Origin of the sequence: Tsukamurella sp. M9C, assembly GCF_020169415.1 — a bacterium.
Classification (GTDB): Bacteria; Actinomycetota; Actinomycetes; order Mycobacteriales; family Mycobacteriaceae; genus Tsukamurella.
In genome coordinates, this window is sequence record NZ_JAIULG010000064.1 from 1 (window position 1) to 24844 (window position 24844).

The following is a 24844-nucleotide window of genomic DNA, read 5'->3' on the forward strand; positions in this document are numbered from 1 at the left end:
CGTCTTCGCCCCGCAGCTGCGGGTCTCGGAGAAGCCCGCGGCGGCCGTCCTCCGCGTGATCCGCCGCGGCGGCCTCGTGCTCCGCGACGAGATCGTCCGCGAGACGCAGCTGTCGGCCGCCACCGTGAACCGCCAGGTCACGGCCCTGATCGAGGCCGGTCTGGTGCGGGAGCGCGCCGACCGCGCGGCCAGCGGCGTCGTCGGGCGGCCCCGCCTGCCGCTCGAGGTCGACCCGAACGGCCCCGTCGCCCTGGGCATCCACATCGGCTTCCGCGTGAGCACGGTGACCATGCACGACGTGGCCGGCAAGGTCATCGGCGCCATCCAGATCCCCACGCCCGAGAGTGGCGAGCCCGGCGAGGTGCTGTCGGTGATCGCCACCAGCGCGCGGCGCTTCCTCGCGCGCTGGGACGGTCGTACCGTTCTGGGCGCCGGCGTCGCCATCGGTGGTCGCGTGGACGACCGTGGTGTGGTCGCCGACCACCCGCGCCTCGGCTGGAAGGACGTCGCTCTCGGCGAACGCCTTTCGGGCGCGATCGGCCTGCCCGTGACGGTGGCCCCGCACGTCGAGGCGATGGCCGCCGCCGAGCTGCACCTTTCGGAGGAGTACGAGTCGCAGGGCTCCACGCTGTACTTCTACGGTCGCGAGACCGTGGGCGTCGCGCTGGCGCTGCACGGCGCCGTCCACTCGCCGAAGTCGGGCCCGCACACCATCGGTCACCTGCCGACGCGCAACGTCGAGCTGCTCGATCCGAAGCGCACGGGCCGCCTCGAGGACGCCGTCACCGACACCGCCGTCGTGGACGCGGCCCGCGCGCAGAAGCTTTCGGTCCGGACCATCGCGGATCTGCACAAGCTGGCCGACGGCGGCAACGAGACCGCACGGGCCATCGTCGCCGAGCGCGGCCGGGTGCTGGGCGAGGCCGCCGCGCTGGTGGCCGACATCTTCAACCCGGACCGGCTGATCCTGGGCGGCCAGGCCTTCACCGACCACACAGCGATCCTCCCGCACGTCTCCGCCGCGCTGAAGGCCACCTCGGCCGAGCCCGGCCGGGCCGTCCGGGTGAGTGGCGCGGGTGGGCGCGTGCAGCAGCAGGCCGCCGGCGCCGCCGCGCTCGACGGTGTCTACACCGATCCGCTGGGCGCAGTCTCCCGCGTAGTCGCCTGATCCTTCACTTCGCGTCCTTGACCATCAGGTAGCTCGCGGCCGCCTGCTGGTGCGCCTGGGTGAGAGTGCTGACCGCGCCGGTCGCGACGTAGTATCGACCTGCCGTGAAGCTGCAGGTGTAAGCCTTTCGCGGGTCGCCGTTGGCCCGCGTGATGGAGGAGGCGCAGCGCGAATCGGGGACGCCCGCGGCGCCTCGCTCCTCGGTCGCGTTGCCAGACCCGCCGTCCTCGCCCGTCCGGTATGCGTCGGCGAGGTACCGAGCGCTCGTCGCGCTCCGAGTGCGCGTCACCGTGGAACCGGCGGCAGCGATGAGATCCACCCCGGCGCGCTCGAGGAGCGTCTTCGTGGCCAGCCAGTCGTCGGCTGCGGCGTTCGCCCAGGCCTGCGGAGCGAGGTAACCGAGGGCGAGCTGGGCGCCGTCGCCCGTCCGGACGACGTCCGGCAGGGTCAGCGACATGATGCCATCGCGGTCCGGCGGTAGCGCGAGCATCTGCTCCGTTGTCACGGTGACCGCCCGCAGCGCCGTGGTCTGCCGGTCGATCCAGGACTTCGCGAGGGATTCGGCCGTCGTGTCCGCGACATTGCCGAAACCGATCACGAGCAGGTAGTCCTGGAAGGGCATCCACCAGACCTTCGTGAGGTCGTGGTCCAGCAGGCTGGTCCCGAGGAAGGCGTCGGCGTGGTCGGCGATGGGCGCGGATTGATTGGAGCCGACGGCCTCGCGCACGGCCCGGGCCGCGGCGGTCGCGTTGTCGGCGGTCCGGTATCGGATGACGCCGGTCCTCATGCGCGCGGTGTTCGGCTGCGCGCGTTCGATGAGCGCGGTCTGACGTGCCGAGACGGCGCCGCCGACGTAACTCTCGTTCTGCGACAGTGCGCTCACCAGCGGGACTCCGAAGACCATCCCGAGTGCGACGGTCGACGGGAGGACCGGCGTCGACGCCGCTGCCGGCCAGTTGAAGGTCTTGTCGAGTTCGGGCGGAGCAATGAGGTGGCCGGACAACTCGTAGCTCGCCTGCACGCGCCGGTCGTTGGGATCGGTTCGTTCCGGCACCTGCCGTGGCGCTGTCGGGTAGCCGCCGGTGTCTAGGCGGGCGGCCGCGCTCGGGTCGGGCTGCGCGGTGCCGTCGACGACGGTGGCGCATCCGGTGACGGTCAGGACCGCGGTCAGTAGCGCGGCGAGCGGGATCCGCCGGAATCTCCTCATAGTGGACAGCTTGGCACAGCCCCGCGGCGCGGAGTCCGAGGCGACGCCGGTGCCGTCATGTCCGGAGCGCGGAGCGCCGGATATTACTGAAATTGAATTCTCGAAGTCGGTGTGAACTCTCACGAAAGACTCGCGCGAGGAGCTGGGGTGGCGCCCGGTCCGGCATCGGCGGCGGGGGCGATTCCTACTCCGACCAGGTCGCCTCTCGCAAACTCGATTCCGCTGCAACATGTTCTAGCCGATTCGCATGGAGACGCCACGACGGTGCGCGAAGACGCGGGATCGCTGCGCAGGGCATCGACCTGTGACCGTGCACAACGTGATCGACAACCGGAATTGTCGATCGCGATCCTGTGGGGCCTGACCTGGTCGTCTTGCAATCGAACAAGGGTGACTTCAAAGAAGTGCAGTTGCAATGTGGGTGGTACATTCTTTTGCGACAACGAATTCAGTCGGTACGTGTGTGCCGTCTGGCTGGGCAGGACGGGAGGGTGGCATTGAGTTCCGATAAGGACGCCGGTGCGAACCTCGGCCAGAGCGCCGGTTCGCGGGCCATCGAGGCGCGCGCAGCTATTGCGACGGCGCAGTTGCGATCGACCGTGACGTCGATCAGTTCCTCGGTGGGCTGCACGAGCTCGCACGGCGAACGGATCGTGGAGACGATCGAAGACCTCGTCGACGACGTCATGCCCGAGCTCGAGGCCGCCGAGGCCCTCACCGCGGCCGGGAAGTCGGGCCGCGGGGCCGCGAGCGGTTCCGCGTCGCGCTCGTCGCTGTGGGTCGAGACCCCGTCGACCGTGAGTGCTGCGTCGTGAGCACGTCGTTCGTCGCGGCCGCTGCGCCGCGCCCGGCATGAAGTTGAGGTGTCGAAGTGATCGATCGCCCTGATACCCCCCACGCCGACGTCCTCCTGGAAGGAATCTGGGAGGACGAGGTGACGCCCGACGATCTCGCGTCGCGCGCGTTGTCGGCCGCCCAGGCCTCGTCGTACGCGTTCCGCGTCGCCAGTGAGGGCACCACCGCCACCGCGCAGCTGGCCGAGGTCGACGTCTCCGAGTTCCTCGAGTCCGAGACCGGCAAGTGGGCGCAGAGCTTCATCGGCATCGTCCGCGTGGGCGAGTCGCTGGTCCACGTCTCGCACGCGCTCGGCGAGCTCGCCCGCAGCCTGCAGCAGGTGAACCTCGAGCAGTCGGAGATCGTGTACCAGGTCGAGGCCGAGATCGAGGCCGCGCAGCTCCAATCCGCGCAGGCCGGCATCGATCCCGCGGACCGGATCGCCGAGCTGATCGCCAGCGCCCGGGCGCGGGCGGCCGAAGTGGCCGAGAAGATGGTCACGCCGGAGACCACGGGTTCGGCGAAGAAGCCCGCCACAGGCCTGGTCAGTGGGTTCATGGCCTTCGGCCGGGTGCCCGGCGCCAGCGCCGAGGCCACGGAGCGCAACGGCCGTGTCGCCCGGAACGGTCACGCCCGCAACGGGTACGCGATCCGCAACACCCGCGCGGACCAGAACGGCCATGCCGACGCTAACGGCCACGGGGTCGCGAACGGTCACGAGGCGGTCAACGGCCTGGAGGCCGTCAACGGACACGCCGGGGCGAACGGTCAGGACTCCGTGAACGGCCATACGTCCGCCGAGCGTGAGGTTCCGGCCCCGAAGGACGCCGCGGCCGCCGCGCAGGACGCCTTCGCCGACTCCGGCGACGAGGCCACGATGGACCTCGGATTCATGTCCTTCGGCCGCACTCCTGCGAGCGCCGTTCCCCACGCCGGGGAGGCGGCCACCGCCGCGGATGGGGCGGTCGACGACGAGCCCGTCGTGGAGAACAGCGTCGAGGGCGCCGCCCCGATGTCGGAGCCTCTCGCCGAGGAGCAGGCCGACCTCGATACGCCCGTGATCTCGAACGGCTTCCTCGGCCTGGGGCGCGCACCTTCCATAGCAGTGCCCGCTGACGATGCCGCGGTTCCCGTGGTGCCGCAGCCCCTGCTCAACGGTTTCCTGGCGCTCGGGCGCACGCCCGGTGCGGGCGAGGCCGCGGTGCAGGGGCCGAGCAGCGGTCCGATCCCCGTCGCCGCGCCGACTCAGTTCCTGCCTCTCCCCACGACGCCCGCCGAGATCGTGGCCGGCGAAGCGGGCGAGGCCGAGGGCGCCGAATTCGGCGCCCCGATGACGTTGTCCGGGGCGATCGACAGCCCGTTGCCCGATCGTGAGGACACCACCCGTGCGGATGCGATGGACGACGGCTTCCTCTCGTTCGGACGCGTCCCCGGCGGCGGCTGGGGTGGCTCGGGCGTCCTGCCGACGGTGCCCACCGCGCCCGAGGCCGCTCCGGTGACGGCGAGCGGCCGCGAGCGCGTCGCGGACGAGCCCGTCGCCGACGTGGCGGACTCCGCCGACGTCGAGACCTCGCCGACCCTCGACGTCCCCGACGTCCCCGACGTCCCCGACGTCGATGACGACGCGACCGACGTCGATGACGACGCGACCGACGTCGCTGACGAGCGCGATGACGATGCCGACGATCTGGTCATCGGCGAGCTCGACGATTCCGCTGCCGACGAGTTCGACGATGCCGACGACGAGCTCCTGGAGGACGAGACGGACGCCGACGCCGACGTCGACTTCGCCGATGAGCTGGACGCCGAGGCGGACGAGCTTCTAGCGCCGGCCGAGCAGGACGAGGACGTCCTCGTCGATGTCGAGGACGACGTCGACGAGACTCCCGCCGACGAGAACTCTGCGGACGACGCGTCCTCCGAAGGGGCTTCTGCGGACGAGACCTCTTCCGACGAGGCTTCTTCCGACCAGAATCCGCCGTCCGTGGATGCGGAGGGTGCGACCGAGGAGATCGGCACCGGCGAATCCGCGGCGGACGAGCCCGCGGAGGTGGTGGAGTCGGGCGCCGAGTCCGTAGAGGTCGCGGCCGCCGACGAGCCGCTGGAAGAGGACGTCGCGACAGGTGCGTCCGCCGACGAGGCGCCGGCCGACGAGGACCTCGCAGGCGAGGTGTCGGAGGACTCCGACGAGGCGTCCGACGGCAGTGATGAGGCCGTCGCCGACGACAGCGACGACAGCGACGACACCGACGTCGCCGACGATACCGACGAGCTCGCCGACACCGACGAGTCTGACGACACCGACGAGCCGGACGACACCGACGAGCTCGCCGACACCGAACAGCCTGACGACACCGACCAGCGCGACGTCACCTACGAGGCAGTCGGCGAAGGTTCGGCGGAGGACTCCGGCGCGCCGGTCGACGGTGAAACATCTTCCGCCGCAACCGCTGAGACCGAGCTCGACGAGGTCGACGAGGCCGAGTTGGACGAGACCGACGACGTCGAGCATGACGAGACCGCACCGGCCGAGCCCGCAGCGGCGCCCGCCGAGCCGCTCCGATCACTCGCGGCGGCGGCGGCCCGGCCGGTGCAGAAGTCGGGCCCCGTCAAGTTCTCGGACCTGCTCAAGGCTGCGAACGCCGGCAAGGTCGAACCAGCCAAGATGGCGCCCGTCGCATTCGTGGCGGCGGCGGAGAACCCCGTCGTGATCCCGGAGAGCGAGCCCGACGCGGACGCGCCCGCCGCCCTCGCGGACGAGTCCGCGACGACCGCGGAGCTCACCCCTTCGGCCCCCACGGAGGAGGCGGAGCAGCCGGAGGAGCTCAAGGCGCCCGCCAAGCCCGCGCCGGTGCTCGCCACCGGACCCGCCATCCTCGGCCGCACGGAGCCGCTGGTGCTGCGGAAGAAGGTGTCGCCGGTCGTGCAACAGGTGCACGACGCGGTCGCGTCCATCCTCGGGTCGCTGCGCGGCGGCCCGCACGGTCCCGAGTCGGGATTGCACTGGGCCGCGGGCCTTCTGGTCAAGGACGCGGAGACGATCATGGCCGTCACCACGTCGGACGCCGGCTGGCTGCCGCCCGGCGTCGTGATCCCCGCCGGCGTCCGGGTGCTCTGGAACATGCCCACGGGCTACCGCTGGGCGTCGATCGACGACCCGGTGCGTCAGCTCATCGACTACGCCGAGCAGGACGGGTACACGCTCACCGCGGTCGCGACCACGCACCCGAGCCGCGCGTACGTCCCCGTCGTGGGCGAGGAGAACGTCGTCGGCGTGCTGCGGCCCGGCGCGGTGCTCCCCGGCGGTCGCAGCCGGTTCGAGGCCACGGTCTCGCCCGCGCGCCTGCAGCACATCCGCTCGCTCGACCGCGAGCAGGCCGAACGGCAGGCGCGGGCGCTGATCCGGGACCTGGAGACGCAGCCGATCGCCCCCGAGCACGCGATCGGGATCGAGGCCGCGCGCATCGACGCCCGCTGCTTCCTCGACGAGCGCGACGAGGTGCCGCCCGCGGTCCTCGAGCAACTGCACGCCGACGAGCGCGCCCTCGGCGATGCGCTGATCCTGGACCGGACGCCCGCCTCCGCCGAGGACCTCACGGCGCCCGCGCCGGACGCGGCCCGCCTGCGCGACCGGATGCTGGAACGGGCGATCCTCGTCGCCACCCTCGCCGCGGCGTACCACGACATCGAGTCGGCGGTGTACGCCTGGACCTACGCGCGGTTCCTCTCGAGCCAGGATCAGGACTCCGAGCAAGCACGATGACGACCTCCAATCCCACTGCCCAGCGGTACTTCTCGCTCGGGCTGCGATCGCTCGCGGCCCGGACCGACACCCGCGAACCGGTCCAGGCCTTCCGACTGGCCGTCGAAGCCGACCCCACGATGTGCGACGCGTGGATCGGCCTGATGGCCGTCGACCGATCGCAGCTCAGTGACCCCGCCGCGGCCCGCGGCCTGCTGAACTCGGCCCGCAACTTCGGCGTGGAACTCCGCCGCAACGGCATGGTCGTCGACCCTGCCGAAGGTGCTCTCGGACTGAAGATCCCCGTGCAGATGGGGGTCGTCGAGCTCGGCATGCCCGTCACCGACGTGATCTACGCGCGCGCGGGCGCCGCGGTGATCCTCGCCCAGGCGGGCCTGCTCACAGAGGCCGCCGACGAGCTGACGAGGCTGCAGCGCGAGGTGAGCGCGGATTCGCCCGCGCAGCGGAACTACCTGCGGTACCTGTGGATCTGCCTGCTCGGGCTCGCGCATCGCTGGCCCGAGGTGCTCTCGACGGTGGCCGACAGCCGCGAGCCCCTGTGGGTGTCCGCCGAGTCCGACGGTGCCGTCCGCTTCTGGCAGCTGGGGGTCACCGCGCTGACCGCGCGCGCCCTCGTCGGAACCGGCGACGCTCACCAGGCGCTCTCCGCGACCAAGACCGCGCTCGCCTCAGAGGATTTCAAACTGGTGCAGGCCAGCCTCCTGGTGACCCAGGCCTACGCGCTACGGGCGACGGGCGACGAGGACGGTGCCGCCAAGCTGCTGCGCGACGCCCGCGCCTGGATCTCCTCGCGCCCGGACCTCGACCACGCCGCCGCGGGCGGCTCCCTCGAGGTGGTCACCGCGCAATCGATGAACACCCGCACCGACCCGTGGGACCCGACATCGGGCACCACGGCGCAGGAGATCGAGCAGGAGAGCCTCGACCGGCAGCGCGACGTCGTGCTCGCCGACGCGTGGCGCGAGCTCGACGCCCTCGTCGGCAGCCCGGACGTGAAGTCGCAGATCCGCCGCCTCGCCTCGAAGGTCGAGATGGACCGCGAGCGCAAGGAACTCAGCGAGGAGCTCGGCGAGGAGTACAGCGAGGAGGAGATGCGCCTCTCCGCGATCATCACCGGCCCGCCCGGCACCGGCAAGACGACGGGCGTGCGGATCCTCGCGAAGCTGTACTACGGCCTGGGCGTGATCGCCAAGCCCGAGGTCTACGAGCACCAACCCAGCGACATGATGACCGGCTACGTGGGCCAGGCGGGCATCCGCACCAACAAGCTCGTCGACGAGTCGCGCGGCGGCCTGTTCTTCCTCGACGAGGCGTACGGCCTCGTCGCCGGCGACGGCGAGGACCAGGCCTCCCGGTTCGGCCGCGAGGCGCTCGAGGCGCTGCTGGCCCGGATCGAGAACGAGGGCGACAAGCCCCTGCGCGACAAGGTGGTCGTGGTGCTCGCGGGCTACGACGACGACATGAACCGCCTGCTGCAGGTGAACGCCGGACTCCCGCTGCGCTTCCCGACGCGGATCTCGTTCAGCTCGTTCACGGCGGAGGAACTGGTCGAGATCGCCGAGTCCGTCGCCGCCAAGAGCCGGGAGAACCTCGGTGTGGGCGTGCGCGGCTACCTGGAGGAGCACAACAAGCGGCTCGCCGAGGTCAGCGCCCTCGATCTCAAGGGCCGTCTGTGTTCCGGCATCGACCTGATGTCGAACGCCAGGTTCATGCGCACCGTGATCTCCTCGGCGCGGGGCTTCCGCGACTTCCGGGTCAGCGCGATCGACCGGTCGTCGCTCTCGTCCGAGGAGAAGCGGACGCTGCTGCGCACCCTCGAGTTCGAGGACGTGCGCCTGGCCTACGAGGAGACCCTGCGGGTGTCGCCGAACTTCCCGTGGCCGCAATGGCATCTCCTGGAGACGAGTTGGCACGAGGAATCGAATGGCTGAGATGACGCCGGATCCGTCGAACCCGAAATCGGGCCTGCAGGAGCGGGTCCGAGGGTTCCGCCTGACCTCGAAGTACCAGAAGTCGGGCGAGGCCTACCTGCAGCGGCGCAACGAGGAGGCGCTGGTGCGCCGCGACACGCGCTGGATCGACGACGTGAAGAAGTTCCAGGGCTCGCCGCTGTACATGGCGCTCGCCGTCGGCCTGGTCGTCGTCCTGGGCTGCGTCATCGGCGCCGTGATCTTCCCCGCCGGCAAGGTCGGCGACGGCGAAATCATCCAGGACAGCCAGACCGGTGCCCTGTACGTCAAGGTCGGCGACGCGCTCAGCCCGATCCCCAACGTGGTCTCCGGCCAGCTCATCATCGGCTCGCCCGCCAAGCCGGTGCTGGCGAAGTCCGGGGAGATCGAGAAGCTGCCGCGTGGCCCGATGGTGGGCATCCCGTACGCCCCCACCGTGATCCGCAACTCCACCAGCCGGATGTCGCAGTGGGCCGTCTGCGACAGCACGGCCACCGGCTCGGCCGTGCCGCTCGACCCGTCGACGGGGCTGCCGACGACCGCCACCTCCGCGGTGAAGGTCACGATCATCGGCGGCGCCCTCACACCCGCCGACGGCACCGACGAGCTGACCGGCGACCGCGCCCGCGTCGTCGCCTTCGACAACCAGACCTGGCTCGTCTACTCCGACGACGGGGTCGTGGCCCGCTCGCGGCTGGACCTGGGCAACTCCGCGATCCGCGAGGCGCTGGGCATCGGCATCGACCAGCGGGTCATCCCGATGTCGCCCGGCCTGTTCAACGCGCTCGCTGCGCGGGAACCGATCGACGTCCCGCAGATCACGGATCTCGGTAAGCCCGTGCGCTTCGCGAACACCGAGAAGCTGCTCGTCGGCACCACGCTGCGCGTCGCCACCGTCGACGGCGGCTGGACCTACTACGTGGTGGCCGCCGACGGCATCCAGCAGGTCAGCCAGACCGCCGCGGCGGTCCTGCAGACCGTCTCGCCCGTCAAGAGCGGCGTCGTCGAGACCGAGGCGTCGAAGGCGAACCAGTGGCCCAAGGTGGGCGGGCGGATCGCCGTCGACCACTTCCCGACGGGCAAGGTGCGGATCGAGGATGCGACGAGCGACCCCGTGACCTGCATGACCTGGTCGCACGACGGGGACGCGCCGACCGCCGAGCAGAAGGTCCTCGTCGCCGGCACGCTGCCGCTGACCGCCCAGCAGAGCGCCGCCCGGATCGCCCTGATCGGCGCACCCGGCTCGGCGGGCACCATCGCCGACGACGTGTACCTGCCGGCGAACAGCGGACGGTACGTCTACGCCACCGGCTCCGCCAAGGACTCGCGCGAGCACAGCGGCGAGTTCTGGATCGCGGACACCGGCATCCGGTACGGCATCGACGACCAGGGTTCGAACGACCCGGGCTCGTCAGCGAAGGCGCTGGGGCTGAGCAACCCGGTGCCCGCGCCGTGGACGATCATCAGCCTGTTCGCGCAGGGTCCCACGCTCTCGCAGGCCAGCGCATCCATCAAGCACGACGGTGGCGCCGACGACCCCGTCGTCGCGAAGTTCGACCCGAAGGGGAAGTAGTGAGTAGGCAGGTCTTCGAGCCCCCGCTCCACCCGAAGAAGGAGCCCCGGGTCGTCAAGAAAGAGGTGGAGGTCCGCACCCCGGACACCATCGACGAGGTCGACCCGCCCGGCAAGTGGCGCACCGTGATGATGCCGGTCATCATGGTGGTCGCCGTCCTCGGCATGCTGTTCATGATGATCCGCATGAACCGGGGCTTCAACCCGGTCATGCTGCTCATGCCGATGATGCTGCTGTTCGGCATGTTCGCGTACATGGGCGGCGGCCCCGGCGGCAGCGGCAACAAGTCGAAGGCGCAGCTGCTCCACGACCGCAAGCAGGCCAGCCGCTCGATCGGCACCTCGCGCGAGAAGGCGCTCTCCCGCGGCCGCAACTACTTCGACGCCCTCGCCCACGCTTACCCGGATCCGTCGGTGGCGGCGTCGCTCATCGGCACCGAGCGGATGTGGGAGGTGAACGGCGGCGACGCAGAGCGCAAGACCCGGTTCACGGCGGCCCGCTACGGCCGCGGACGCATCGTGCCGAAGGCGAAGCTGCTCACGCCGGAAGCGCCCGACGGCGAGTTCCTCGACCCCGTGCAGTGGACCGAGACCGTGAAGTTCCTGCACACCCACTCGACCATCGCGGACATGCCGCTCGCCTTCACCCTGCGCACCGTTCCCGTGCTGGGCGTGAGCGGCGATTCCGAGCGGTCGGCCGGCATGGTGCGCGCGATGCTGAACCACCTCGCGATCACGCACGGCCCGGACCGGTTGCGCTTCGCCGTGGTGGCGGACACCCCCGACGGCGGCCGCTGGGAGTACCTGAAATGGCTTCCGCAGGCGCAGCATCCGTCGCTGATCGACGCACTGGGCTCGCGCCGGATGATCTACGGCAACTGGACCGACTTCCTCGAGGAACTCGCCGGCGGCGACGAGCAGCCGGCGGCCGAGGCGGACCGCATCGTCGACTACTCCCGGCCCTTCACCACCGAGTCCGAGGCGACGGGGCGCACCCGGCACACCGTGGTGATCGTGGAATCCGCTGAGCGCGCACGGATGACGGACCAGGCGATCGCCTCGCTGGCCGACGTCACGTGGATCCTGATGTCGCCGCCCGATGGCGTGATCGACTCGTTCCCGCACGCCGTACTGCTCGACGTGGACCCGACGGGCATCGTGACCCGGTGGGACTCGGACCTCCCGCTGGAGGCGCCCAAGGAGATCGCGCGCGCCGACCACCTCGACGCCGTCGACGCGCACACCAACGCGCGCAAGCTCGCCCGGTGGGAGCTCGAGACCACGGCGTCGCTGCTGTCGAAGGAGCGCCAGGACACCGGCCGGGACTGGGCCAACCTGGTGCAGGTCGACGATCCCGGCGCGATCGAGGTGGTCGACTTCTGGCAGCGGATCAAGCGGTTCGACGATCCGCGCCGGCTCAACTTCCCGATCGGCTTCGGGCCGGACGGCACGCGCATCTTCCTCAACATGCGGGAGGCCAGCCAGGGCGGTACCGGCCCGCACGGCGAGATGATCGGCACGTCGGGCTCCGGCAAGTCGGAGTTCCTGCGCTGCCTGGTCCTCGACGCCTGCCTGTTCCATCCGCCGTCGATGCTCAACCTGCTGCTCGTCGACTTCAAGGGCGGCGCGACCTATCAGGGCATGGAGGACATCCCGCACGTCGCCGCGGTGGTCACCAACCTCGAGAAGTCCGAGAGCATGGTCGACCGCATGATGGAGGTCATCACCGGCGAGCTCAAGCGGCGCCAGCAGCTCTTCGACAGCGCCGCCGCGCGCTACCCGTCCTTCAACATCATCGGCCTGACCGAGTACGAGAAGGCCCGCGAGTCCGGCCACTGCCCCGACCTCGAGCCCATGCCGGCGCTGCTCGTGCTCATCGACGAGTACACCGAGCTCCTCGAGGCCAAGCCCGAATTCGTGAACATCTTCAGCCAGATCGGCCGCGTCGGCCGGTCCGTTGGCGTGCACCTGCTGCTCGCCTCGCAGAACGCGGAGATGGCGCGCTCGCGCGGCCTCGAGTCGAACATCCACTACCACATCGCTCTTCGCACCGGCACCGCCGGCGACTCGCGCGCGGTGATCGGCGTCCCCGACGCCAAGAACCTGCCCGGCAAGCCCGGCAACGGCCTCATCAAGACGCTCCACGAGGACGACCTGATCCGGTTCTACGCCGGATTCACGGGCAAGCCCTACTTCGCGCCCGAGGCGGCGCCGGAGCCCGTCGTGCGGGAGATCGTGCAGCCCACCGCCGACGACCTCTCCTCCCGCGGCTTCACCGCGCGCCGGGTGGACATCCCGGACCTGGAGGCCGAGATCGTCGAGGACGACGAGATCGTGCGCACCGAGGAGGAACTGCTCGCCGCGCCGACGGTCTTCACCGTCGTCAAGGAACTGCTCACCAAGGCCCCGGCGCGCCCCGCGTACAAGCCGTGGCTCCCCGAGCTGACCTCCACCACCCTGGACATCCTGGCACCGTCGCTCGGGGCCGAGGAGTGGGTGGCGCCTACGGTGACCACCCCCGCGACCCTGAAGACGCCCTTCGGCGTCTTCGACGACCCGGCCAAGCACCAGCAGCCGGTGTGGGAGCTGGATCTCTCGGGCGGCCAGGGCAACGTGCTCATCTACGGGGCGCCGCAGAAGGGCAAGACCACCGCCGCGATGACGCTGGTGACCTCGCTCGCCCTGACCCATTCGCCCGAGCAGGTGCAGTTCTTCGTCGTCGACTACACGGGCGGCGGCTGGATGCGGCTCGAGGACCTGCCGCACGTCTCCCGGATCGCGACGCGCTCCGAGGAGGACGCGATCAACCGGATCGTCTCCCAGATGTCCGACCTGATCGACCAGCGCGTCAAGCTCTTCCGCAAGTACCGCGTCAACTCGATGGCGGAGTACCGGCGGTTGCGCAGCGACCCCGGGGCCGAGGTGACCACCGAGGACGCGTTCGGCGACGTCTTCATCGTGATCGACGGCTTCGACGCCGCCGTCACCGAGGGCGGGGTCTTCGAGGACAAGGTGGCCGTGCTCGAGGCGCTCGCCTCGGGCGCCCTGAACTACGGCATCCACTTCGTCATCACCACCGCCCGCAACACCGTGCTCCGCGGCCTCGCGAGCCACATGCACACGATCATCGAGGGCCGCGTCTCCACCGCCAGCTACGACATGTCCGTCGTGAACTCGCAGCGGAACAAGGCGGTGCCCGACAAGGCCGGCCACGTGATCACCACCGACCGGGAGCTGCTCGCCCTCGTCGCGCTGCCCCGCGCCGACGGGGACGCCTCGCCCGAGACCCTCAGCGACGGCATCGAGGAGGTCGTGGACCGGATCCGCCGCGCCAACACCTCCGGCGCGGAGGCGCCGAAGCTGCTGGCGCTGCCCGAGGTGGTCCTGCAGAGCGACCTGTTCTCGGTCCTGCCCGCGGAGGCGAGCGCGCGCGAGCGCGTCCGGCTGCCCTTCGGCGTCCGCGAGACCGACGCCGGCCCCGCCGTCGCGGACTTCGGCCGCGAGGCGCACATGTACGTGGTCGGCGAGAGCGGCTCCGGGCGGTCCGCCTTCGTACACACGCTCATCGAGGCGATCAGCCGCCGGTACCCGACGATCGACGACGGCGCCATCGCCCTCCTCGACCCCAAGCGCGTGCACCGCGGCGCCTTCGCGCCCAACCCGAAGAACCTCGGGCTGCACGGCTCCGACCTCTACGACTTCCTGCGTCGCTGGCAGGACAAACTCGTGGACTGGATGGGCGAGGGCGAGACCGACCCCGAGAAGGTGACCTACCGCAAGGTGCCGGACGCCGCCGACAGCTCGGCGCTCGCGCGCCGAGACTGGTGGACCGGTCCCGAGGTCTTCCTGATCATCGACGACTACGACGCGGTGGTCGCGCGCGGGGACCGCACGAACCCGATCACCCAGACCGCGAAGTTGATGAACGACGGTGTCATTCGCGGCTTCCACGTGATCGTGGTGCTCAACGACGCCGAGTACCTCTACAAGGCCAGTTCGGACCCGTTGATCCAGTACCTCGACACCCACAGCTCCATGGCGCTGGCACTGTCCGCGGACAAGTTCAACGTGAACATCGCAGGTGAACGCGGGCAGCGCTTCGGCATCCCGGGCCGGGGCCGATTCCATCCCGGACGCGGGGCACCGTCGGACATCGTCCAGGTCGCCTGGAACGGCGTACGCAGGGACGAAGCGGAGGCCGATGACGAGGTTTGGGGATGAGAATTTCGGACAACCAGGGATTGACGAAATTTGACAATTCTGTTTTAGTTGCAACTTGAAAATCAAGTAAAGGGGATAGCAGGTGGGCCTGAACGTGGCGCCTATTCAACTCTTGGCGGGAACCAACGAGGTCATGGCGAATGTCGCCACCACCTCGGGCTTGATCGGTGGCGCGGCCGGCGCCATCGGGGCGATCGTGCCCGCGGGGGCCGATGACGTATCGCTGCTGGTCTCGGCCAGTTCCGCGGCGCACGCGGCGAACTTCCTGGCGACCTCGATCGTCGATCACGCGGAGGTCGCGCAGTACGCCGTGAGCCTCTCGGCTGTCGCCTCCACATACATCATGGCCGACAACGCCGTGCAGTTCTGACGAGCGTGACGTCGTGACTTTCCCAGCGCTTCCCCCCGAGGTCAACGTGGGGCGCCTCATGTCGGGAGCGGGCCCGGCGCCGGCGACCGCTGCGGCGGCGGCCTGGGCCTCGGTCGCGGCCTCCGTCAGCGCGCGGTCGGTCTTCCTGCAGTCGCTGCTGCCCCGCCTCGCGGCCTCCTGGCAGGCGCCCGAGACGGCGCTGATGACCCGCAACGTCGCGATCTACCTCGCCCACAACGAGGCGCTGCGCACGCAGGCGCTGCTCGCGTCGACCCGCCACACGAAGCAGGCGGCCGACTACTCGGCGGCCCTGGCGGGCATGGCCCAGCTGCCCGAGATCGCGCTGAACCACATCACCAACGCCGTGCTCAACGCCACCAACTTCCTTGGCGTCAACACCGGGGCGATCGCCGCGAACGAGGCGCAGTACGCCGCGATGTGGGCGCAGAACGCCGCGATGATGGCGGTGTACCTCGCGAACTCCACCGCGAACATGGCCTTCGAGCCCTTCCTCCCGCCGAAGCCCATGGCCACCTCCATCGGCGTGCCGATCCCCGCTGCCGCCGCGGGTGCGGCCTCGGTCGGCGACGCCGTGGTCACCAAGATGACGCTCGCCGCGCAGGGTGCGCAGGCCGTCGCCAGCATGCTCTGGATGCGTACAGCCGGCGGCGTCCTGACGACCACGAAGCTCGGCCAGACCCTGCTCGTCAACGCCCAGCGGGTCGAGCAGGCCGCATCGAACGGGGCGACCGCCGCCTCCCAGTCGCGCGAGAACAGCGCCGTCCGGCCCGCCGCCGGACAGCAGCTCGGCATGAGCCTGATCCAGCAGCTGGGCGGCGCCGGAGGTGCAGCGGCCGGCGCCGGAGGCGCCGCGGTCGGCATGGCCTTCTCGGGTGGTGGGCAAGCGATCCAGGCCGGCGTCAGCGCGGGAACCGCCGCCACCGGCGGCGGCGTGGTCTACCAGCCCATGAGTGCCCTGCTCTCCGGCGTCAGCCCCGAGAACCGGACCGGCTCCGTCGGCTACTTCGGGGCGCGCCCCGGTTCGCCCACCCTCGAGCGGATGTCGCGCGGCGAGCAGGCGCAGCGGTCCGCGTCCGCGCTGCGGGTCGAGCCCGGTACGAGCGCGCTGCCGCAGGTGGCTGCGCCCGCGAACTGGTCGACGGACGGCCTCACGGTCGCGCCGCCGCCCCCGCCGGTTCCGCGCGTCGCGGCCGAGCCGCTGCGCCCGATCGTCCCGACCTCGGCCAGCGCGCCGGTCGCGCGGTCGAAGGGCAAGCAGCGCGAGCGCATCGTCGTGCCCGATACGGCAGCGATGCCCATCTACCAGGACTCGGTGCCCGAGTACGAGTCCGTTCCCGTCGACGTCCCGTCGAGTGGGGAGGGGCGCTGATTCCCACCACCCGCTCGGCCCACCACGACCACCACTGAACTGGAGGAACACTGATGCCCCCGCAGATCTACGACCTGAACACCGTTTCGCACGCCGCCGGTACCGCGAAGACCCACGACGTGGCCGCGACGACCCTCGCCAACATCAAGTTCGTCCGCACCACGGCCGAGGCCTACCGCGCCGCGAACAACGGCGACACCGCCAACAAGGCCACCGTCCACATGGAGGAGCTCATCGCCGTGTGCAACGCCGAGCAGCAGAAGCTCGAGGCCGTCGCCGAGGCCCTGGGCCGCAACGGCGGACTCATCACCAGCACCGACGGTGACGCCGGCGGCCTGTTCACCGGCTACGTCGTCTAGACCGCAGATCTCACTGAAGGGGTAGCAGCATGACTTCCGCCGAGCGCATCACAGTCACTTACGCCAGCTACGACGCCACGTCGGCCGGCCTCGCCAAGGCCTCCGCCGTCGCGGACGCGAACATCGCCGAGCTGACGGCCAACAACACCGCGAACCTCAACGCCGGCAACTGGGTGGGCGTCGACCAGGAGAGCTACCAGCACGTCCACGAGATCTGCCTCAAGGCCAACGAGAACCTGGCCATGGCGATCCGTAAGACCGGTGTGAACCTGCAGACGGCCGCCACGATCCACCAGGCCGGCCAGGCGCAGGCCGCGGGTCTCTACGGAGTCTGAGAACGATGAGACGAGGCCCGGCCACCGCACCCGCGGGGCCGGGCCGCGTCGGAAGAGGAGGGGCGCATGGCCGTGCTGCGCGAGGAACCGGTGGCGAAGCTGTCCGCCTTCGCCGCCGACATCGACGAGCTGCTGCTGCTGATGCGGCTCTCGGACGTCGGCGAGCTGGCGCCCGTGGTGCTGGCCGTGCATCCCAACGTGTACCGGCCCGACGATCAGCTGGTGGTGGACCTCGCGGTCCTGCCCGGGCTGGTCGACGCCGGGCTGGTGGACGCGAACGGCACCGTCGACCAGCAGGTGGCGCAGTGGCTGCGCGCCCTGCAGGCCCCGGCCGCCGAGGTCGCGATCCGCGTCTTCGACGGTGACGCGGTGCTCCGCGGGGCGGTCGTGCGCCGCGATGACCTGGTGGCCGTCGCCTTCCGCAACGACGATCAGTTCACCGTTCAGGGCTTCCGCACCGATCGCGAGGATTTCGAATCGACCGTGGTCGAACCACTGTGGCGGGTCCTGGGTGCGCGTGATCCCGCGGACTTCGAGTCCCTCACCCTCGAGGCGGGCGAACTGGCGGAGATCGTCGCGAGCTTCGATCCGCAGGTCACCGGCCCCCGCGGCGAGCGGGAGGTCCGTAGCCGGCTGCGCGAGCACGAGCTGTCCCAGAAGACCGTCGACATCCTGGTCGACGCGGGGCGTTACACCGGTCGGCGAGCCGAAATCGTCTATCACCGTAGCGATTCCAGTGGCGTGCGGACGCACGCGACGTGGGCGGTCGGCGTGATGGACACGACCGCCGGCCGCGTCCTGTCGACCACCGACCGCGGCTCGCGAGGCGTGGTCGACGTGACCCTCAGTCCCGGTACCCGGCGGCGATTCTCCGAAGGGATCAGCGCGCTCGTCGAGCGAGGCGGTTGCCGCGGATGGTTCGATACAACAAACTGATAGCTCACCCCCACTGGTCGTCTGACCTGGGTATGTATTAGTCTGCAAAAGATTCTTCCAGCAAGAGAGGTGCAGTCCATGAGCGACGCAGCTACTAACGTTCGGGTGCCTTTCGTACCGCAAAGCAGTCACGAGACTGACCCCGCGGCGGCGATCCTGCCCTCGACCGATTCTGCCGTCCCGGTGGTCCGACCGTCCGTCCCCACGGGTGGCCCGCTGTCCGAGCCCGTGAGCGGCGAATGGGAGGAGCCGGAGCTCCCCGGTGTCGACGACCTCGACGGATCCGCCGCGGTGCCGACGGCCCCCGTCGCCCCGCCGGTGATCGTCGCCGCGGACGAGCGCCCCACCGCTGAGCAGCCCGCGATCGTCGATGACAAGGCCGACGCCGCGAAGGCGGACGCCCCCAAGGCGGGCCAGCCGAAGCTCGACGCGCCGAAGACGGACGCCCCGACCAGCGGGACGCCCAAGGCCGACGCGCCCGAGGTCGACGTCCCGAAGGCGGACGCCGCCAAGGCCGACGCGCCGAAGACGGACGCCCCGAAGACCGAGCCCGCGGCACCGTCGACCCCGCAGGCGGCCAAGCCCGTGCCCGCCCCGGCCCCCGTGCCGCAGCCGCAGCAGCCCCAGCAGCAGTGGCAGGGCGGCCAGAACGGCTTCGTCCCCGCTGCTGCGCAGGCGCAGCAGGCCCCCTTCCAGGGCATCCCGCCGACCGGCCAGTTCCAGTCGCCGCAGGCCTCCGGCCAGATCCATCGCCCCGCCTCCCCGCAGCCCTTCGGCCAGGCGCCCGCACCCGTGCAGGGTGCGCCCGCGCCGATGGTGCCGCAGCACCAGCAGGCCCCGATGCGCCCGATGGGCGAGTCGCTGTCGGCGCCGATGTCGACCGCCTCGTCGTCCTTCAACCAGCAGATCCGGTTCTCGGACGCCGCGGTGCGGGTCTCGGGCTGGCGCGCCTGGCTGCGCAAGATGGGCCTCGACGTGGGCCCCAGCGCGAACGATCAGGAGCACGCGGAGCTGGTGCACCGCATCCGCGTTCCGAAGAACAAGTTCCATGTGACCAGCGTGTTCGCCGACAACGCCGGCGGCACCCTGCTCGTGGGCGTGCTCGGCCAGGTCCTCGAGCGCACCCGCGCCGACAACGTGGTCGCGCTCGACCTCGACCCCGACGGTGGCGATCTCGACCAGGTGACCGCGTGGCACCAGGGCGGCTCGACCGCGCGCACGCTGATCCAGCAGAGCGACCTCTCGGACCGCAACCAGGTGGACAAGCACCTCGCGGTGACGCCCACCAACCTGCACGTGCTGCCCACGCCGTGGCGCTTCAACGGCCGCGACGTCACCGACTACGACGACGTGCTGGACCTGTACTCGATCTTCCGCCCGCACTACAGCCTCGCGCTGGTCGACGCCGGCCGAGGCCTGCAGACCCAGACGGGCACCGGCGTGCTGGAGATCTCCTCCGCGCTGATCCTGCCCGCCTCGGCCACCACCCGCGGCGTGCGCAAGGTGGCCGCGACCATCGACTGGCTGCGGCATCACGGCTGGCACGGCCTGCTGGCGAACACGATCGTGGTCATCAACCACACCAAGCGCCGGGGCAGCGTCTCCGTGGAGCAGTTCGACGAGCTCTTCCGCGCCGGGCAGAAGCTGCGCGTGCACGAGATCCCGTACGACCCGCACCTCGACTCGGACCAGCCGATCGACATCGATCTGCTCCGCCGACGCACCGTGCGTGCGTTCGAGGAGCTGGCGGCGGACCTGGCGGACGGCTTCAACTCCGGTTACGAGCCGCCGGCCGCCCAGAAGCTCGCCGAGCTGCAGGTGCGCACGACAGAGGGACGCTGACGCAAGATGGTCTTCCCGATCACCCCGGAGCCCGCCGGAACCGACAACGCGGGCCCCGGGCGATCCGCCGTCCCCGAACAGGTGCGCGTCCTGGTCGAGGTCGGCGAGAACTCCGTCGAGCGGAGCCTGCTGGCCCGCCGGCGGCTGTCCGTCGTGATGGACTCCGTGGTCCCCGGGCTCGAGCAGATCTTCCCGGACCACGACTTCTCGACCACCGGAGCCTGGACCTTCGCCCGGGAGGGCGGCACGCCGCTGGCCCGCGACAAGTCGCTCGCCGACGCGGGGGTGCTCGACGGTGACCGCCTGATCCTGGCCGAGACCTTTTCGACCCAGACCTTCCGGCCGCTCATCGAGAGCACCGCCGACGCGATCCAGGAGTTCTGCCGCCAGCGCTTCCGCCGGTTCGAATCGGCGACGGCGCGGGCGCTGGGACTGCTCGCGCTGGTGCTCGGCGCGACGGTCTTCGCCGCGCTCGTGCTCATCGCCTGGTTCGCGCACTCCAGCGTGCTGTGGTGGTTCCCGGTGGCGGCCCTGGCCTCGATCGCCGTGGTGCTCGCCGCGCTCTCCGCGGACCGGCAGTACGGCGCCCCGCAGGTGGCGTACGCGCTGCAGCTCGCGGCCTTCCCCGTGCTCTTCTCGGCCGGGTTCGTGCTCATCCCCCCGGACGGCGGGGTCGACGGTGCGTTCACCGCCGCGAACGTCCTCACGGGATCGATCTTCGCCCTCATCGGCGTGGTCGTGCTCGGGCGCGCGAGCGGCCTGGGCGCGACGGTGCTCGCCGCGCTGGGGCTCACCGCGGCCGCGGTCGTCGTCGCGAGCGCGCTGTTCGCGTACACCCCGCTCGGCCGGCCCGCGATCCCCGCGATCGGCGTGATCGGCGGCCTGCTGCTGGCGAACTGGGCGCAGGGCTGGGCCCTCATGCTCGCCCGCGTCCGGCCGGACCCGCTCCCGCCGCCCGGCGAGGACATCGACCGCACCGAGCTCGACGCGGCGTACCACGTCGACACCTTCGACGACGAGATGACCACCGAGCTGGCGCGCGCCGAGGAGAACACCGGCCTCGAGCGCAAGGCCCGTACCGCGGCCAAGCTGCTCACCGGCTTCTACGTCGCGATCGCCGGGATCCTCGTGGTCTCCGCGCTCACCGTGATCGTCCCGCACAGCCACTACTTCTGGGGCGAGGTGGCGATCGCCGCCCTGACCTCCGTGATCTGCGTGCTGCGCGGCCGCACCCTCGACGACCGGGTGCACGCCACGGTCTTCTTCGTGGCGGGCTTCGTCATCGCGGCGGGCCTCGCGATCGTCCTCGTCGGGGCGCTCGACTCGGACCTCGGCCGGCTCGTCGTGATCGTGCTCAGCGCCGCCGTGCTGGCGGGCTTCGGCGCGGGCGGCGTGCTGCTCGCGGACCGCGTCTCCACCGACCGCGGCGGCCACGGCCGCCCGCTCTCGGCGCGACTCCTCGGCCGCATCGAGGCCGGCGAGAAGCTGGCGATCTTCGCTGTCGTCCTGCTCGCTCTCTGGTGCACCCGCCTGTTCGCCGCGATGCGCGAACTCGACCTGTCGTTCCTGAAGTAGAGGGACCGTGCGCCGATTCCCGAAGGCGGTCGCTGCGGCGGCCGCGACCGTCACCGTCGTCGTCGCCGGGAGCTGGGCTCCGGCCGTCTCCGGCGCCGTGGTGCCGCCCGTCGCCGACATCGGCGGCGCGCCGCCCGACACCGACGGCCCGGAGCGCCCGCTGCGCAACAACAATCCGCGCTGCGTCGAGCCCGGCGTCCTGCCGAACTCCAACCTGGCCGCGGCCCCCGCGCCGGCCACCACCCTGCGGATCGACGAGGCGCACAAGTTCTCGACGGGCGCCGGCGTCACCGTCGCAGTGCTGAGCACCGGCGTCCGGCCCCAGGCCCGCCTCCGCGGCCTCGACGGCGCCGGCGACAACATGGTGGCGGGCGACCGCGGCCTGCTGGACTGCGACTCCACCGGCACGTTGGTCGCGGGCATCATCGGCGCGCAGCCCGCGGCGGGCGACGGCGTCGTGGGCGTGGCCCCGGACGCGCGGATCCTGTCGATCCGCGTCGACTCCGCCGGCTTCTCCCTGCAGAACACCCCCGCGGACGACGCGGACCCCAACCTCGGCCGCGCCGCGGTGAACGCGCGCAGCATCGCCCGCGCCATCGTGCGCGCCGCCAACCGCGGCGCCAAGGTGATCGTCGTGCCCGAGCCCGTCTGCATGGCGGCCGACAACCAGTTCCGCCAGCGCGAGATCGGCGGCGCCGTCGCCTACGCGCTCCGCGCCAAGGACGCGCTGGTCGTGGCCGGCGCGGGCGCGACGGACCGGCAGGGCGGCACCGTCGGGACCAACGACTGCAAGGCCAATCCCGACCCGGATCCCGGCCAGCCCGACGACCCGCGCGGCTGGCGGCAGGTGACCACCGTCGCGACCCCGAACTGGTTCGACGGGCAGGTCCTGTCGGTGGGCGCCACCACCGCGGAGGGCACGCCCCTGCCCGGATCGCTCAACGGTCCCTGGCTCGACGTGGCCGCGCCGGGCGCGGGCATCGTCTCGCTGAACTCGCGCGGCGGCGACGGCGTGGTCAACAGCGCCCCCGTCGAGCGCAACCTGGTGCCCTTCGCCGGGCCCGAGTTCGCGGCGGCCTACGCCGCGGGCGCGGCGGCCCTGGTCCGCGCGCGGTACCCGCAGCTCTCGGCGACCCAGGCGGCCGCGCGGCTCGTGGCCACGGCGCACGCGCCCGGCCGCGGCACGGACAACAAGGTGGGCCGCGGGCTCATCGATCCGGTGGCGGCCCTCACTGCGAAGGTTCCCGACATCGACGCGGACATCGACCCGCAGTCGGTGGAGAAGTTGCTGGTCCCGCCGCCCCCGCCCGACCCCGACACGCGGCCGCGGCGGACCGCGGCGATCGTGGCGGGCGCCGGGGCGGTGGCACTGCTGGTGATCGGCGGCGTGGTCGCGCTGACGCGCCCCGGCCGGAAGCGGAGGTCGTGATGACGGAGACCGTGACGACGGGGGCGCCGGCGGCGGCCGCCGAGGTCCCCACGCACCCCGAGGTCGCGCGGCTGCGGCGGCCCGTCGGCATCCGGATCTCGCTGCGCCGCGCGCTGGTCTGGGCCGTCCTCTCGGCGAGCCTGTTCGCGCTCGTCGGCGGCGTCTGGCCACTGTGGTCGGTGATCGCGCTCATCGTGCTGGGCGCCCTGATCGCCTTCGTCTCGGTGCACGGCACCGTGCTCAGCGAGAAGATCGGCGCCCGCGCGCGGTACCTGCGTCGTCGGCGCCGCGCGACCGGGGGCATCCCCGGCCGGGTCATCGACGTCGACGGCGTCGGCGTGCGGCAGGGCGACGGCTTCGAGCTGGTCTCGGCGATCGAGCTCACCGCCGACCCGGCGGAGACCCGGCTGCGCGAGGGCCGCGCCTTCGCTGCGGAGACGGTGCCGCTGGACCTGCTCGCGACGATGATGACGCAGTACGGCCTCGACGTGGACATCGACGTCGCCTCCGTCGGCCGCCGCGTGCCGCCCGGCCCGGCCTACCGCGCCTCCTACTCGCAGGGCGTCCGGTTCTACGCGGCGATGGCCGAGCGCTCCACCTGGCTCATCCTGCGCGTCAACACCCGCCGCAACCTGGCGGGGATCGTGCGCCGCGGACCGTCGCGCACGGCAGGCCCCAAGGCCCTCATGGCCGCGACCCGGCGGCTCGAGCAGCGGCTGCAGGAGCGCCTGATCCGCGCCCGCGTGCTGCCGGCCGCGGAGCTCGCCGGCCTGGACGCCCGCATGACCTTCGGCGCGGATCCCCTCGGCGGCACCGAGACCTGGCAGAACATCGAGCACGGCGCCGAGTTCGCCACCACCTACCTGATCGACCCGGTCCGCACCTCCACCGAGAAGCTCGACCGGTGGTGGGGCCTCGACAGCGACAGCACCTCCGTCGTGCTGCGGATGCGCAAGGCCGACGCGCAGGCGCCCGTGGAGATCAGCGGACTCGTCCGCTACGACACCGCCGTGCCGATCGTCGACAACCTTGACGACGCGCTCGTCCCGATGCCGGGCCGCCAGATGGAGCTCGCCCGCGGCACGCTGCCGGGCGGCGGGTCCAGCGTCGTCGACCTGCCCTCCGCGCCCCTGGACGGCCTCGGCGCCGTGGAGATCCCCGTCGGCCCCGCGGGTCCCGTGTGGGGCGTCTCCGGGACCGACGCGGTGGCACTGCCCCTGTTCGACGGTTCGCCCGTCCCCGAGACGCTCGTGGTGGAGTTCGCGACCGAGCTGATCCCGCTGCAACTCGTGCTGCTCCGCTCCGTCGGCGCCGGCGCGTCCGTCGCGGTGCACACCGACCGGCCGGCCCAGTGGGCCACCCTCGCCGCGACCCTGGCGGACCCGGCGCGCTTCCGGATCGCCGACGGTCCCGGGGGTCGCCCGGCCGACATCACCGTCTTCGACGGTGCCCCCGCCGACGCGGTACCCGAGCGCACCATGCTCACCCTGCGCGCGCCCGGCAGCGCCCCGCAGCGGGCGAACGCCGACCTCGTCGTCGCGCAGGTCTCGCCGTCGGTGGTGGGGGTGCGCATCGGTCGTCGCGCGCCGTTCGAGGTGGTCCTCAACCCGACCGACGAGGAGCTGCGCTACTGCGACGTGCAGGCGCAGCCCATCGCTTCCCCCGCGCTGCAGCAGCCGGCGCAGCGCCAGCCGCGCCAGGTGCCCGCGCCGCCGCGCCTGGCGCCGGGGGCGGCCGCGCCGGTGCCGCCCGTGGCGCCGCAGGCACCGGTTCCGCCGCGCGTCCCCGCGCCGCCGACCGGGCGGCATGCGCAGCCCGCGGTCCCGCCGCAGGGCGTGTCCTACCCGGCCCCCGCGGCGCAGGCCCCGGGCGCCCCGGCGCCCGGGGCCTGCGC

Annotated in this window: 16 protein-coding genes; 15 read left to right on the forward strand and 1 reads right to left on the reverse strand. The window is 71.6% G+C overall.

Annotated elements, in window-relative coordinates; genetic code table 11:
• Nucleotides 1-1168, forward strand: a 1168-nt coding sequence (locus LB823_RS21565) for an ROK family transcriptional regulator (RefSeq protein WP_308011487.1), incomplete at its 5' end; no start/stop codon positions are given.
• A gap of 4 nt (nt 1169-1172) precedes the next feature.
• Here LB823_RS21565 and LB823_RS21570 read toward each other — a convergent pair.
• Entirely contained in the window at nt 1173-2375 is a 1203-nt protein-coding gene (locus LB823_RS21570) for a hypothetical protein (protein WP_224651438.1), read from the reverse strand.
• 497 nt (nt 2376-2872) lie between these two features.
• Between LB823_RS21570 and LB823_RS21575 the strand changes: the two genes are divergently transcribed.
• From LB823_RS21575 to eccE, 14 genes are all read left to right on the forward strand, one after another.
• Nucleotides 2873-3190, forward strand: coding sequence for a hypothetical protein (locus tag LB823_RS21575; protein ID WP_224651441.1), 318 nt, complete (start codon nt 2873-2875; stop codon nt 3188-3190).
• Nucleotides 3191-3309: 119 nt separating this feature from the next.
• Nucleotides 3310-6972, forward strand: coding sequence for a hypothetical protein (locus LB823_RS21580; protein ID WP_224651446.1), 3663 nt, complete (start codon nt 3310-3312; stop codon nt 6970-6972).
• The gene (locus tag LB823_RS21585) at nt 6969-8903 is read left to right on the forward strand and encodes an AAA family ATPase (protein ID WP_224651449.1); all 1935 of its coding nucleotides are present in this window, start codon (nt 6969-6971) and stop codon (nt 8901-8903) included. Before LB823_RS21580 ends, LB823_RS21585 begins: the two co-directional genes overlap by 4 nt.
• Complete coding sequence (eccB, locus tag LB823_RS21590; RefSeq protein WP_224651452.1) at nt 8896-10494, forward strand: type VII secretion protein EccB; 1599 nt, start codon at nt 8896-8898, stop codon at nt 10492-10494. The genes LB823_RS21585 and eccB overlap by 8 nt, the downstream gene beginning before the upstream one ends.
• Entirely contained in the window at nt 10494-14714 is a 4221-nt protein-coding gene (gene eccCa / locus LB823_RS24160; RefSeq protein ID WP_224651457.1) for a type VII secretion protein EccCa, read from the forward strand. Before eccB ends, eccCa begins: the two co-directional genes overlap by 1 nt.
• 82 nt (nt 14715-14796) lie before the next feature.
• The gene (locus LB823_RS21600; protein WP_151901700.1) at nt 14797-15084 is read left to right on the forward strand and encodes a PE domain-containing protein; all 288 of its coding nucleotides are present in this window, start codon (nt 14797-14799) and stop codon (nt 15082-15084) included.
• A 13-nt stretch (nt 15085-15097) separates the two neighbouring features.
• On the forward strand, nt 15098-16474 hold the full coding sequence (locus LB823_RS21605; protein ID WP_224651460.1) for a PPE family protein: 1377 nt from the start codon (nt 15098-15100) through the stop codon (nt 16472-16474).
• A gap of 53 nt (nt 16475-16527) precedes the next feature.
• Complete coding sequence (locus LB823_RS21610) at nt 16528-16833, forward strand: hypothetical protein (RefSeq protein ID WP_224651463.1); 306 nt, start codon at nt 16528-16530, stop codon at nt 16831-16833.
• Nucleotides 16834-16862: 29 nt separating this feature from the next.
• Nucleotides 16863-17168 carry a hypothetical protein gene (locus LB823_RS21615; RefSeq protein WP_224651468.1) on the forward strand — a complete coding sequence of 102 codons (306 nt, stop codon included), beginning with the start codon at nt 16863-16865 and terminating at the stop codon, nt 17166-17168.
• A 66-nt stretch (nt 17169-17234) separates the two neighbouring features.
• Nucleotides 17235-18104, forward strand: coding sequence for an ESX secretion-associated protein EspG (locus tag LB823_RS21620; RefSeq protein WP_224651470.1), 870 nt, complete (start codon nt 17235-17237; stop codon nt 18102-18104).
• 183 nt (nt 18105-18287) lie between these two features.
• Entirely contained in the window at nt 18288-19946 is a 1659-nt protein-coding gene (locus tag LB823_RS21625) for a hypothetical protein (protein ID WP_224651473.1), read from the forward strand.
• Between the two features lie 6 nt (nt 19947-19952).
• The gene (eccD, locus tag LB823_RS21630; RefSeq protein ID WP_224651476.1) at nt 19953-21521 is read left to right on the forward strand and encodes a type VII secretion integral membrane protein EccD; all 1569 of its coding nucleotides are present in this window, start codon (nt 19953-19955) and stop codon (nt 21519-21521) included.
• A gap of 7 nt (nt 21522-21528) precedes the next feature.
• Complete coding sequence (mycP, locus tag LB823_RS21635) at nt 21529-22950, forward strand: type VII secretion-associated serine protease mycosin (protein ID WP_224651478.1); 1422 nt, start codon at nt 21529-21531, stop codon at nt 22948-22950.
• On the forward strand, nt 22950-24844 hold a 1895-nt coding region (gene eccE / locus LB823_RS21640), incomplete at its 3' end, for a type VII secretion protein EccE (protein ID WP_224651481.1). The genes mycP and eccE, both read left to right, overlap by 1 nt.